10 protein-coding genes are annotated in these 14,071 nt (G+C 56.6%); 4 read left to right on the top strand and 6 right to left on the bottom strand.

Annotation, left to right across the window (positions count from 1 at the left end; genetic code table 11):
• Window positions 1–284: 284 nt before the first annotated feature.
• Entirely contained in the window at window positions 285–824 is a 540-nt protein-coding gene (locus AB4N41_RS21045; RefSeq protein WP_095179878.1) for a hypothetical protein, read from the top strand.
• Between the two features lie 74 nt (window positions 825–898).
• Here AB4N41_RS21045 and AB4N41_RS21040 read toward each other — a convergent pair whose 3' ends face one another.
• The 6 genes from AB4N41_RS21040 to AB4N41_RS21015 form a co-directional block, all read right to left on the bottom strand.
• Complete coding sequence (locus tag AB4N41_RS21040; protein WP_056785681.1) at window positions 899–2,527, bottom strand: methyl-accepting chemotaxis protein; 1,629 nt, start codon at window positions 2,525–2,527, stop codon at window positions 899–901.
• 115 nt (window positions 2,528–2,642) lie between these two features.
• Window positions 2,643–3,104 carry a hypothetical protein gene (locus tag AB4N41_RS21035; protein ID WP_056785680.1) on the bottom strand — a complete coding sequence of 154 codons (462 nt, stop codon included), beginning with the start codon at window positions 3,102–3,104 and terminating at the stop codon, window positions 2,643–2,645.
• Between the two features lie 308 nt (window positions 3,105–3,412).
• Window positions 3,413–3,790, bottom strand: coding sequence for a type 1 fimbrial protein (locus AB4N41_RS21030; protein WP_016774580.1), 378 nt, complete (start codon window positions 3,788–3,790; stop codon window positions 3,413–3,415).
• A gap of 101 nt (window positions 3,791–3,891) precedes the next feature.
• Window positions 3,892–7,524, bottom strand: coding sequence for a transporter substrate-binding domain-containing protein (locus AB4N41_RS21025; RefSeq protein ID WP_252878106.1), 3,633 nt, complete (start codon window positions 7,522–7,524; stop codon window positions 3,892–3,894).
• 7 nt (window positions 7,525–7,531) lie between these two features.
• Window positions 7,532–8,239, bottom strand: a complete 708-nt coding sequence (locus AB4N41_RS21020; protein WP_041478777.1) for a response regulator transcription factor — start codon at window positions 8,237–8,239, stop codon at window positions 7,532–7,534.
• A 173-nt stretch (window positions 8,240–8,412) separates the two neighbouring features.
• Window positions 8,413–9,633, bottom strand: a complete 1,221-nt coding sequence (locus AB4N41_RS21015; protein WP_056785675.1) for an EAL domain-containing response regulator — start codon at window positions 9,631–9,633, stop codon at window positions 8,413–8,415.
• Between the two features lie 320 nt (window positions 9,634–9,953).
• Here AB4N41_RS21015 and AB4N41_RS21010 point away from each other — a divergent pair, with 320 nt between their 5' ends.
• From AB4N41_RS21010 to AB4N41_RS21000, 3 genes are all read left to right on the top strand, one after another.
• Window positions 9,954–10,559, top strand: a complete 606-nt coding sequence (locus AB4N41_RS21010) for a fimbrial protein (protein WP_056785673.1) — start codon at window positions 9,954–9,956, stop codon at window positions 10,557–10,559.
• Window positions 10,560–10,627: 68 nt separating this feature from the next.
• The gene (locus tag AB4N41_RS21005; RefSeq protein ID WP_041478776.1) at window positions 10,628–11,377 is read left to right on the top strand and encodes a fimbrial biogenesis chaperone; all 750 of its coding nucleotides are present in this window, start codon (window positions 10,628–10,630) and stop codon (window positions 11,375–11,377) included.
• 197 nt (window positions 11,378–11,574) lie between these two features.
• A complete protein-coding gene (locus tag AB4N41_RS21000) occupies window positions 11,575–14,034 on the top strand; it encodes a fimbria/pilus outer membrane usher protein (protein WP_252878105.1) in 2,460 nt (819 codons plus the stop codon).
• Window positions 14,035–14,071: the final 37 nt, after the last annotated feature.

Here is a 14,071-nt window from a genome sequence, read left to right as displayed (position 1 = left end):
TGGCTGACGTAGCCACACCTATTTAATTGGCAGCAAAATCACCACGACCGGAACGAGAAGATAATAAAAAAAGAACACTTGAGCAAAAATTTATTTATTCAATAACAAGACAATTCTCATAGATTTATAACCAGCCAGTCAGACCTGAAAAATCTACAAACAGACACGCTATTTAGCATCACACTTACTCAGCGCAAATAACTAAAGCCAATTTAAGACTCGTCTTAAATGCACAGTGGAACTCGGCCAGTACCCTGACTGTTCTTGATAGGAGAACAGATTCCGTGAGAGCCCTCGATACCCTCAATAGCGCAAAACCCCACAGCAACGCCGCCCTCTACTGCCTGACGATTCTGGCACTGGCGCTGATCGCCATGACTGTCGTCGCCGGTTATGAGCTCAACAATCTCTTTCCACTGAAGGCCGTGGTGCAACAGCAGGAGATCCAGCTCAAGCAGCGCTCCGATACCATCCAGTCAATGACCGCTGAACTCAAGCGTCTGGCGGAACAAAAGCAGGCCCTGGAAACCGACCTGCTTACCGCGAAGGAACAGGCGAAGGCCGCCGAGGCGGCAAAGACCGAACTCGAAAACACTCAACGCGCAGCACAAACCAGCGCGGCGTTAGAGGATGAAGACTCACTCTGCGCGATCATCGAGCAAAATATCCGACTCGTAGCGGACCAACTCAGTCGCGACGACTTCTTTCGTCTGCGTGATGAGCGCGAAGCTGAAGCCGAAGCCGTGCTTGAAAGCTATGAAAAACAACTCGCCACCTGCATTGAACAACTGACGGCACACACCGAATCGCCAACACAGAGTTGAGTCAGCACTCGTTGCGCGCTGCGCTTGATCGCGGATCAAAAAAGCCCTGGCAATCAGGGCTTCCCGTTAACGTCTTAAAGCTTGAATTCCTTGGTCAATTTATTCAGCGATGCCGCCAGTTGCGACAGCTCCGCCGATGCAACCGCCGTCTGTTTCGACCCCTCTGCGGTTTCACATGACAGGTCACGAATGCTGATCAGGCTGCGGTCGACTTCCCGCGCAACCTGAGCCTGCTCCTCGGCAGCGGTTGCCATCAGCAGGTTTCGCTCGTTGATGAGATTCAGCGAGCCAGTGATGTCGGTCAGCACTTCGCCGGCGATATTGGCCATTTCGAGCGTTCTCTCGGCCTGAGCGCGGGTGTGGCTCATGGAGGAAACTGCGCGGCTGGTGCCCGACTGAATGGAGCTGACCATGGACTCGATGTCCTCGGTCGACTTCTGAGTACGCTGCGCCAGCCCTCTCACCTCATCGGCAACCACGGCAAAACCGCGACCCGCCTCCCCCGCCCGCGCTGCTTCGATCGCTGCGTTCAAGGCAAGCAGATTGGTTTGTTCGGCAACCTCTCGGATAACGTCCAGCACGCTGCTGATATCGCTCGCCATGGTCGATAGCGCCTGCACCTCAGCCGAGGTGCTGTGCACGCTGGACACCATCAGGTTGATTGCGGCTACCGTGTCGCTGACCTGGCTTCGACCGGCGACGGCTGCGGCACTTGATTCCGACGTCAACTGCGAGGTCGATGCGGCGTTGTCTGCAACCTGCTCCACCGCTGCACTCATTTCAGTGACGGCGGTGGCGGCCATTTCGATTTCATGGCTCTGACGTTGAGTGATACGCGAGATATCTTCAGTGACGCCGTGCATGACCTCCGAGGTCTCGGCCAACTGCGTGGACGAATCACGGATCATGATCAAGGCATCTCGCAGACTGGTTTGCATCGCCGCCAATGACGACAGCATTTGCGCCGCCTCATCAGAGCCATCCAGCGCAATGGTTTCGCTCAGATCATTGGCGGCGATGCATTCCGCCACCCTTAGCGAGCCTGCAATGGGTACCGTCAGGCTGCGGGTATACAACACGGCCAGGGCCAACGAAGCACCGATCGCGATGAGAATGAACACACTGACGATCAACAGCGTGTGCTCATAGACATTGTCGGCCTGCTTGCCCGCCTCATAAGCTTCTATTTCGTTGAGTGCAATCAGCTTCTTGAGCGCGACTTGTACGCCATCCGAGGCAGCACGCATCTGATTCTTTGACAACGCAATGGCCGCTTCAAGCTGCCCGTTCGCCACGGTTTGAAGGTATTGGTCCTGCGCCTGATCGTTGACCTTCTGTGCTTTGGCAAACTCCTCGAACGCCTCGCGCCCAGCGTCAGTGGCCAGCAGATCAATGAGCGCTTGCTGATGTTTTTTGATCAGCTGACGCGACTGCTGAATGTCCATCAGGGCTTGCGCCTTGCGCTCAGGGGTTTCGATGGGATTGCGCAAGCGAGCGTTGTTGCCCTTGATTTCGACGAACTCTCGATCGAGTTGGCCGAGCAGCTTGATACTCGGCACGATCGTCGTCTCGACGTACGTTTCTGCCTTGTTGAGCAAGTCGACTTGCTGCAGAGCGATCAATCCGATCGCGATAATCATGAGACAGAACAAGCCGAAACACAGCGCCGAACGAGGCGCGAGATTGAGTTTACGAAGCAGCATGATGCCTTACCTTAGAGTGTATTCAAGACAATGGGGCAAACGAGTGGGCGGCACAGCAGGCGCTGGGCAATAGCACCTCAGCGTCTACGTGGATCATCGCGGGAAGGTGAAGCAGCTAGCGGTTTGCGCACGAAGAGAGTGTGGAGTCGGTCGAGGCCGGCTCCGCAAGTTCCTTGAGCGCCGGGTCGGCCAGCATCAGAAAATCTGCCAGGCGCGGCAGATTGATTTTCGAGACCAGGCGCATCCAGCGTTGCGGATGCGGGTTGAAGAAGGTCTTCGACCACTGGTGATCATCGTTGGGATTGAAAATCAGCAGATGACGAATCAGCGGGTTTTCCCCGAAAAAGTCGAGCGGATCCATCGCCATTTCGCTGAGCAACTCAGCATTGACGACGACCAGGCTCAACCGTTGAGGGCAGTAATACGTCAGTATTTTCAGGTCACGATAAGTGCAAACGTTCAAGACGCTGAGACAGCCCAGCTTGTTGAACTGCTGTTCGATTGACAGACCTCTGCGCACATCGCTATCGGCGATCAGGATCCGCAAGGATCGACTGCGGTTATTTTCAAGAAACATCGGACACCTTTGGCAGCTCCATTCTTCCTTTCAAGAAAATAACCAAGGGCCAACCTGCCTGATATGAGACTTGTCTCAAAAATGAACGCAGGGATAGATGATAAAAAGCCACACCTTGACGACAGCCCAAGCGATCGGCGCATGGTCTGGCTCAGAAAGTGTTGAAGGAGGGATTTTGCAACGCAGGGGAGTGGCGACAAGCCAGAAGCGCGGGACGGTTCTGTGCGAACCAGACAATTCTCATTATTAACGCCCCTTTTTGTCAGTAACCTTGAAACAAGGGGCGCAGACTCATTCTTTCCAAGCCATCAAGGCAGCGTCATCGTCACTACGTAATTACCGCTCGTTATCTGGTGACCCTTGTTGTCCGTGAGCAGCAAGCGCTGGTCGTAATAATCGTCCTGCTCATGAGTATCGGCAATCACCTTCACAAACACCTGCTGGCGCGACTCACCTCGCCCTGCCGCACTGACGTTGTTCACGGTAAAAATCTGCCCGGTGCTTGCCTGGGGGCAATCAAGCAACTCGACAGAAGAATGGCTGGCGCCACTGGCAATGCAACTTGCCTCGACAATTCGACCGCTGAAGCGAATCACTCCGCTGACCGGCGCAGACTGGGCTGCGCTGACGGTGTCAAAACCGAGCAGGCAAAGGCAGGCAATCAATAAAGGACGTCGAATGATCATCGCGAAACTCCATGGTTATTACCAAGGTATCGCCCGCTGCAAAATGATCTTTAACGTCAGCTTTAATGCAAGGCCAGTCGGATGGTCATGAGCCGATACGTTTACAGCTCGATCCGTTTGATTTTCTTGATCAGATCAGCCTGTGCATGCTCCAGCTTCAATGCACTGCGATTGAGGTCCAGCGGATCGATAACAGGCGCCTCGCACTCGGCTTCAAGCTCGTTACACGCCTCAATGACCTGATGCTCGGCAACAATGCGCGCCGCCCCCTTGATGCGGTGCGCCAGGTCAGCCAACAGCCCGGGATCGCTTTCGGGTATTAGCGAATGCAACTCCTCCAGATCCTTTTCGCAACTCGACAGCGCCTCGCGCAGAAGTTCTTTCATCATGTCGAGATCGCCTCCGGTGAGCTCGTCAAGACGCTCGCGAATCGAACCCAGCTCCTTGATAGTCGCCGCAGGCGGGCTTTCAAATGGCTGGGTTTCAACATTTTTTTCCCAGCCTGCAAGCATGATCGACAAGGTGCCGAGACTGATCGGTTTGAACAGACAATCATCCATCCCGGCCTCCCGGCATTTCACTTTTTCTTCCGGCTGCGCGTTGGCCGTGAAGCCCAGTACGATGCACGGCGATCCACCACTTTCGCGTTCGTCCTGGCGAATGGTGCGGGCCAGCTCATAGCCGTTCATGACCGGCATGTTGCAGTCCGTGATCACAATGTCGAACGGCTCCGAGCGCCACAGCGCCAATGCCTGGGCACCGTCGGCGGCATCACGCACCGCCTGGCCAAGGAAACTCAGCTGCTGCGTCAACAGCAGGCGGTTGGCGCTCTGGTCATCGACTACGAGAATCCTGAGTGTCGGTACCGGTTTGTCCTGAACAACCGAAACAGGCAGCACTTTGCCGCCAAGCGGGCTGAGAATATTGAAGAACAGCGACACTTCCAGGCAGGTGCCTTTGCCAAGCGTACTGGTAATGTTCAGCCGCCCGCCCATCAATTCGCACAATGAACGGGAGATCGCCAGTCCCAGACCGGTGCCGCCTCTGCTGGAGGGACCATGGTTGGCTTGGGAAAACGGCTGGAACAGATTCTGCAGATCGGCGCTGGAAATGCCGATGCCGGTGTCCTCGACCTTGAGGTCGACCTGTAAGCGTTCGTCAGCGAGACGTTGGCCGCGAATCGAGACGCTGACATGACCGGTGTCGGTAAACTTGATCGCGTTGCCCACCAGGTTCGAGAGCACCTGCTGGAAGCGCATCGGATCAACCAATACGTCACAGCCGACAGTGGCGTCGATGTCGAGCTTCAGCACCAGACTCTTCTGCCTGGCCAAGCCGTCGAACACCCGCGCCACGGATTCGACCAATTCGCGCAGGTTGGCACGTTTCGGCGAAAGGCTGACATGGCCCGATTCGATGCGTACCACATCGAGGATATCGCCGATCAGTTCCAGCAGACCTTTTGCCGAGTCGTATGCCACTTCAATCGCCGGCCGATCGAAGTGACCTTGCTCGGCACGCTTGAGGGTAAGTTCGAGCATGCCGATCACGGCGCTCATCGGCGTACGGATTTCGTGGCTCATGGTCGCCAGGAACGTGGTTTTGGCGCGGCTCGACTCGTCAGCCAGCTCTTTCGCCGAACGCAACTCCTCGATCAGTTCACGGCGTTCGCTGATATCGATCCAGCCGCAGATCACGCCTCTGACTTCACCCGCCGTGTCGTGATACGGCTGGATCCAGTGGTAAATGATCAGCCGCGTATCACCCACATGCAGCGTGCGATCCACCTCGTAAGGTTCGTCCTGCTCGATGACGCGCAGGTAGTCGTCGTGAAATTGCAACGCCTCCTGACGATTGCGCTTGCCGCTTTCGAGCACGGTCTTGCCGATCACGTCCTTTTCTGACAGGCCAAATGTTTGCAGATAATTATTATTGCAGGTCACCAGCCGACCTTCCCGGTCACGTACGTAAATGGGATGCGGCGTGCCGTTGATCAGCGCCCCCATGAACTTCAGCTGATCGCCGAGCAAGCGCTCTGCACGACTGCGTTCGCGAATCTGCCGACGGATGTAGAAATTCCACGCCAGCGATCCCAGGATAATCAGGAACGCGCCAGCGCTGATCTGGTAGATCAGCGCCTTGTAATCGCGCCACGACAACCCCGAAAACGCTGCAATGGGACGCCACCTGTTGAGGATTACGTCCAGCTCATCCGGCGGAATGCTCAGCAGCGCCTTGTTCAGAATGCTGACCAGTTCGGTATCGGCACGCCGCGCGGCGAAAGCGAGGAAGCCTTTGTTCATGCCGACGATGTTGGAGATACGCAAGCTGTCGCTGTAGATGTGGGCGATGTAGTAGCGCGCACTGTGCAACGTGGTAATCATCGCGTCCGCTCGACCGTCCTTCACGTCAGCCAAGGCGCCCAGAACTGTTTCGTTATCAACGATCTCGATGTCGGGGTAGTCCTTGAGCAGCTCACGCTCAGCCGAACTTTCGGGCACTGCGACGCGCTTGCCGCGCAGCTCCTGCAGGCTTGAAGGCGCGCCTGCGTCCTTGGTGGTGACGATCACAAAGGGGCTGGCAAGGAACGGATGAGTGAAACGCATGCCGACTTCCCGCGAGACCGTTGGTGTCAGCAGAGAAATATCCGCGCTGCCATCCAGCAGACGCGTGCTCAGACTGGAAAAACTGTCGGTGCGCTCGACATTGATTTGCAAGCCGGTACGCCGCTGGATGAGCTCGAGCAGATCAGCGCCGATCCCGCCAAAGTTGCCGTCACCATCAAAGAATGCAAACGGTGCCTGATCGTCATTGATCACGAACCGCGCGACCGGATGCAGCTCAAGCCAACGTGCTTCGCCGGGTGTCAGGTCAATGCGTTTGGGCGTCAGCGCCCCGCCGCCGCCCGACCAGCGCTTGGTAATTTCGGCAATCTTCGCATCACCCAGCGACTCGAGGGTCGAATCGATCAGACGCAGCAATTGGTCGTTGCCCCGGCGCAAGGCAAAGCTGAAACCGCTGGTTTGGGTTTTGACGAAAGAGTGCAGCCGCACATAGTTGAAGTAGTTGAGGTTGATCAGGTAATTGCTCGACACCGTATCGCCGAGAAACAGGTCGACCTTGCCAAAAGCCAGCGCAGCCAGTGCCAACTCGTTCGATGGAAAAAGCACGAATTCGGCGTTGGGGTATAACGCGTGTAATTGACTGGAAGGCAGGTAATCGTCGGCAACCGCAATACGCAAACCGGCCAGATTGGCCGGCATCGGGCGCCGATCATCACCGCGCATGAACATTGCCGGCACGTCTTCGACATAAGGCTTACTGAGCGTGACGAGGCCGTCGATCAACTCGAAACTGTTGGAACTGCCCAGCATGTCGATGTCGCCACGCTCGAGCGCCGCCATGGCGTCGCGACGGTCGGGATAAGCCTTGACGGTAACTTCGACATGCAAGGCCTGACCGATAATGCAGGCGATGTCGGCGGCTATTCCCTCGTACCGCGTACCGCTGGCGGTCATGACATAAGGCGGGAAATCCGGAAGCGCCGAGCCCAGCACCAGACTGCGCTTCTGCCGCAGCCAACTCCAGTCTTCATTGGCCAGATCGACCTTTAGCTCCTTGCAGTCAGACCGACCGAACACCTGCAGAGTGCGCGGCTCTGCTGCCCACAACGACCCGCTACCGAACATGACAAGCACACTGACTAGCAAAACACCGCGCAACAGATGAAACATAAGCGAGTTATCCCTGGTTGTCCGCCGTCAGGCTGTGCTGCAACTTGAACAGCTCCGCATCACCACGAATGCCAAGCTTTTTGAAAGCGGCCTGTTTTTGCCCGCTGATGGTTTTGCGACTGCGCGAGAACTTCAGAGCGATCTGCGTCACTCCCATCCCCTCGAGGCAGCAGCGCAATACTTCTTTTTCTTTCGGTGACAGAAGAGGATTACTGAGGAAGTCGTCGCCGTGCGCCGCGCCATCGTCATTGGCACCAGCAGGTTCGTCGACCGACGCAGGCAGCACATCGAGTTCGAAGGCCATTTCCGGCGAAAGATACAACTGGCCGGACGCAGCACTGCGGATGGCGGTGATCAGGTCATCGACCGACTGCGACTTGCCGAAGAATCCGCTGACGCCCGCCCCGATCGCCATATTCACTACCGCCGGGCGCTCTTCGGAAGATGAGACAAGGATGCGCATGCCCGGATATTGCTTGCGCAGCAGGCGGATCAGATTGAGCCCGTCCAGCTCCCCATCGTGCAGTTTGTAATCGAGTATCAGCAGGTCGATGTCGATTTCGCGCAATCCGGTGAGCAACTGCGCGCTGCTGCCATACACACCTACGACACTGAACTCGGCTTCGCGCGTCAGCCGCGACTTCATCGCCAGACGTATGAGCGAGTGATCATCAAGGATGGCAACGCGTAACGGATTCACGACTGACCAATGCATGAACAGCTCCATGATGAAGAGTGTTGGAGGACCATCAGCACTTGGCAACCGCAGCAAATCCCGGGCATCACCGAAGCATTCAGGTGCATCTGATTGATTTCTCGGCACATGATGAGTGTTTTGAAGGCGTGACGAAATAGGGCTTTGTCCCAAAAGTCAGAATGCCGCTTGCATCAACGATCGGATGTGCCTATTGCGCGGCGCCAGGACGACTTCTGGCCTTCGAAACGCCAGTCGACCAAATGCGCCCAATTCATCGGGCGAGCATAGAAGAAGCCCTGCCCCCACTGACAACCAAGCCGCGCCAGATGCTGAACCTGATCTGCGGTTTCAATACCCTCTGCCACCACGCGCATGTCCAATTCCCGCGCCAAGGCCAACGCCCCGTGGATGACCGCGCTGTAGCGCGCCTGATGGAAATTCTGCACGAAGCCGGCGTCGAGTTTGATTTCGTTGAACGGCATCTGGCACAGCCGCTCAAGTGAAGAATAGCCGACACCGAAATCATCGATTGCCAGACTGAAGCCGAGCATGCGCAGACGCACCATGTTTTCCATGCTGATCTCGGGCATCTGCAGCAGGCCGGTTTCCGTGAGCTCGAAAATGAGCCCAGCTGGCGAGGCGCCATGGATGCGCAACAGCGCCTTGATCCGGTCGACAAGATTCGGATTGGCCATCTGCGTCACGTCGAGATTGAACGCCAGCTTGAACGGCTTGCCGTGAGACTGGACGAAGCGCTGCAGACTCAAGCCTTGCGTGAGCAGGCTGAAAAACATCTCATCGAGCAGCCCGCAGCGCTCGATCGTCGGCAAGAACATGCCTGGCGAGAGCAAGCCGCGACTGGGGCTCTGCCATCGCACCAGCACCTCGGCGCCATCCACCTCACCACTGCGCAGATGAAACTTGGGCTGGAAATAGGCGCGAAATTCCTGACGGCGTATCGCTTCGAGCACTTCGTTCTCCGAAGGCTGATCGAGATGACTTTCCACCACTTTGGTATCGCCCGGAGTGTGCGGCCGATAACGCGCCAACAATGGCCCCAGCACATCGATCATCAGAGGCTTGCCGACACTGCCAAGCAATTCCAGCCCCTGCAACGTGACAATCCGGTCAACCGTGCGCAACAAGTCTTCAGGCAGTGAACTGCAGATGATCACTGCACGAATCAAACCGGCCTCTCTCGCTAGGCGCAAGAACGTCAAACCATCCATCCCGGCCATGCTCAAGTCACACAATGCAACGTCCACGCCTCCAGCCTGGGATATCACAGCCAGCGCATCCTTGCCGTCAGCCGCCTGAAAGATATTTTTGTACCCCAGACTATTAAGCGCACTGACTGCCGCCGTGCGCTGAAAGGCGTGATCTTCCAAGACCAATATACGAAGCGTGTTCACAAACCTGGAACCTCTTTCTATCAGTCGTTAATAGCGAAAGTTTGAATAATCTTTCAAGCAGGACGCCCGCTCACAAACTTTGCGTTGACTGAGAATTTCTGCATCCGCGAATACTAGCCAGACAAAGACCGCACGACTTTGAGAATTGTCTCATTTGGTTCGCTGCACCATTACCGCAAATATGAATACGCCACTGCCATATTACTGACCGGCTTGCACCTTTATCGCTTTAAGACAAATCCCAAAGACCCGCCACCACCGCACACCTAATATGGCCTGGCATTTCAATGCAGCACTTCACAATAACTTCGGATATAAACATGAAAAAGTTCGCTTTCGCAGTACTCACTCTTTCCGTACTGGCTGCCTCCACTGGCGCAGTGGCTGAAGAAGAAGCCGCTAAAGCTGTCAAGGGCGGCAGCGGTCAAATCAGCTTCACCGGCGTTATCAACAACGACGCCTGCTCGGTAGACGGCGCTTCGGGTAACGACAAGATGATTGCCGTGGACATGGGCAGCGTGTCGATCAAAGACATGGGCACCGACTCTGCTCCGGGCGCCGGTCGTGTGGCCGCCAACGATTTCAACCTGAAAGTGAACTGCAACGCTGGCACCAAGGTTTCGATGCTGTTCAAACCAACCGTAAACGGCGGTTCGGGCCTGGTTGATGGCAAGAAAGTTCTCAAGCTGCAGGGTGCAGACGCGGCCAAGGGCGTTGGTATCGCACTGCTGGACAGCAATGGCCAGTTGATCGACCTGAGCTCCGAAGCCACTGCCAAAGTGCAGACCAACCTGACTGGCGACGCAACCACAGGTGGTGATGGCACCCTGTCGTTCGCAGCCGCTTACGTCACCACCGGCGACAAGACCACCGCTACTGCCGGTACCGGTAACGCCACTCTGCCGTTCGTTCTCGAATACGAATAAGCAGCCCGCAATACCTGGACGGGGCCGCTGTGCCTCGTCCTTCCCGAACAGATTAATCGGTGAAATCTATGTTAAGTCGCTACTTTCCGCTTTGCCTGGGGCTTGCCGGGGTGTTGATGACGCACTCGGCATTCGCCAGCATCTCCTTGAGCTCCACCCGGATTATCTTCGATGGCGCGCACAAAGAGGCGAATGTCACCGTGCGCAACGGCGGACAAACCATTCTGGCGCAATCGTGGCTGGATGCCGGCGACACCGCTGGCAGCGCACCGCCTTTCGCAGTTACTCCACCACTGGCCAAACTTGAGCCCAATCAACAGCAATTACTGAGGATTCTTTATGAAGGCCGCGGCATGCCTGCGGACAAGGAGTCGGTGGTATGGCTGAACGTGCAGGAAATCCCCCAGGCCAGTGCTGCCGATGTCAACACGCTGCAATTGGCGGTACGTCAGCGTATCAAGGTCTTCTTCCGCCCGGACGGACTCACCGGTGATGCCGCAAAGGCACCGGAGCAACTTGCATGGCAATTGGTCACTCAGGCTGGCAAGTCGGTGCTGAAAGTAAAAAACCAAAGCAACTACCACGTGTCGCTGGCCGATCTGAAAGTCGTTGCAGGAAAAAAAGCGGAATTGGTAATTGATTCGACAATGATCGTTCCAGGGGAAGTTCGCTCATTCAATCTGAAAGATCTGCCAGCTGGTACTTCGCATTTGAGTTTTTCAGCAATTAACGATTACGGCGCACAACAACGATTCGATGCACCACTAAGCGTTGCCGAAAGCCATGCCGAGCGCGTGAAAGATGCCTCCGCCCAGTAAATCCCCCACCCCACCCTGCCAACTTACAAGCTATTCACAAGTTCCGGACTCCGGTTGAAGCAACACGGACTGATAAGGCAAATTGCATGTTTTCCTCCCAACACCACACATCTGAAAGTTGTGTTAAGCATCATGTTGCGCGCCAGAAAAACAAAGCGGCGTTGGGCTGCCTGCATCCATTGTGCTTTGCTATCAACATGGCCATTTGCGGATTCGCCGTGGGCGCCGAAGCCCCGGCCGCAGTGGCGAGTGAAGCTTTCAATACGTTGTTTCTTGAAGGTTCATCAGCGGTCGATCTACAACCCTTGTTGAATGCCAACAGCGTACTGCCGGGCCAATACCGCGTTGACGTTTTCAGCAACGGCACGCTGGTCGGTCGACGCGACGTTGATTTCGCGGCCAACCCGGTCAACGGCAAAGTCGAGCCACGCATCACTCTGGAACTGTTGCAGCAGCTGGGTGTGGACATGCGCAAACTTCGTGAGCAGGGTCTGGTTGACGAGCAACACCCTGCCGATCACTACGACCTGCCTGCAATGATCGAGCAAGCCAGTCTCAGCTTCGATGCCAACCGCCTGCGCCTCAATATCAGCGTGCCGCAGGTCGCCATGGCGCGTGGCATGCGCGGCTATGTAGATCCAGAGCTTTGGGACCAAGGTGTGGCCGCCGGTTTCATCAACTACCAGCTGAGCAGCACCCGCAGCAAAACCGATTACACCACGCAAATCTCCAATAACCTGGGGCTGCGCAACGGCATCAACTTTGGCGCCTGGCGTCTGCGCAACGAGTCCAATCTGAGCAGCTCCACCGGCCGGCCCAATCGTTTTGTCAGCAACCGCACGTTCATCCAGCGCGACCTCACGGCGATCAAGGGGCAACTGAGCGCGGGTGAAATCTTTTCCGACTCGGATCTGTTCGACAGCGTGCGCTATCAAGGCGTCAAGGTGGCCTCTGATGAGGGCATGCGCGCAGACAGCGAGCGCGGCTATGCGCCGATCATACGTGGCGTTGCTGAAACCAACGCCACGATCGAGGTCCGCCAGGATAACTACATTCTCTACACCACCAACGTGCCGCCGGGTCCGTTCGAGATCAGTGACATCTATCCATCGGGCTCCAACGGCGATCTGGAGATCACCATTGTTGAAGCGGATGGACGGCGCAAGGTCACCCGACAGGCATTCTCCGCCCTGCCGACGATGGTGCGTGAGGGACAGTTGAAGTACAGCCTGTCGAGCGGCAAATTCAATAACAACAGCGAGGGCTATGACAAGCCCGCCTTCCTCAGCGGCACGTTCGCCTACGGCTTGACCAGCAACCTGACAGGCATTGCCGGCCTTCAGGCCAGCAATGGTTTCAAGGCGATTTCAGTCGGTGCGGCGAAGAACACCTCGATTGGCGCAATGTCCCTGGACGTGACGCAATCGTCCAGCAAGGCATTCGGCAAAACCACCCAGGGCAGCAGCATACGCGCGCTCTATGCAAAGACCTTCACCGGCACCGATACCAGCTTCACCCTCGCCGCTTATCGTTATTCGACCGAGGGTTATCGCACGCTGACCGACCATGTCCAGGACACCAGCTCCGGGGCCACCCGGCGCCTGGGTAATTCCAAAACCCGCACCGACCTCACGGTCAACCAGACTTTGGGCGAAGCACGCCAGTTCGGCTCGCTGTACCTGAACGCCAGTGACCAGCGCTATTGGGATCGCGGTGGCTCGCGGAGCTTTTCCGCCGGCTACAACAACAATTGGCGCGACCTGAACTACAACATCAGTCTGAGCAAAACCCAGGAATTCGGCGCACGCGGTGAAACCAGCAACGACACGCAATTAAGCGTTTCAATTTCGTTCCCGCTCGGATCGACACCCCGCGCACCGCGCGCCTACATTTCCAGTAACCATCAGAACACCGGTACCAGCACCCAAGCCGGGATCAACGGTTATCTGACCGAGGACAGCGACACCTACTATTCCGTGCAGACCGGGCGCAGTGTCCAAGGCGATCGATCTGGCTCGCTGAGCCTGAGTACCCGCACATCGATGGGCGACCTGAGCCTGGGTTACAACCGAGGCAACGGTTATGAATCACAGAACCTGAGTGCCGCCGGATCGCTGGTGGCCCATGCAGGCGGCATCAATATGGGCCAGACCGTCGGTGAAACGTTCGGTCTGGTGGAAGTGCCCGGCATGTCGGGCGTCGAAGTCAGCAGCTATTCGGGTGTGAAAACCGGCCTGAACGGCTATGCGGTTCTGCCTAACGCGCAACCGTACCGCGTGAACTGGGTAACGCTGGACACGCGTAACCTGGGCGGTGAGATCGAGCTGGACAATGCCACCCAGCAACTGGTGCCAAGACGAGGTTCGATAGTTCTTGCACGCTTCGAAGGCAGCAAAGGCAGACGCGTCCAGTTTGAACTGTACGATGCCAACGGCCAGCCGATTCCATTCGGCGCGGTGCTGTTGGATAGCGACGGCAAACAACTGGCATTGTCAGATCCGACGGGCAAGGCCCTGGCGCTGGTGACCAAAGATCACGGTGTCATCACCATCAAGTGGCAGGGCAAAAGCTGCCCCGTGCCGTACAAGCTGCCGGAAAAGGTCGAAGGCTTGAACTATGAGCAATACCGGTTGGCCTGCTCTTCGAGCGCGAAGTAGACCGACCGCGAGCTTGTCACTCTACGCCCCCTCAACC

This window comes from Pseudomonas sp. S2_A10 (assembly GCF_054668465.1).
This window is presented reverse-complemented; position numbering and strand designations above follow the sequence as displayed.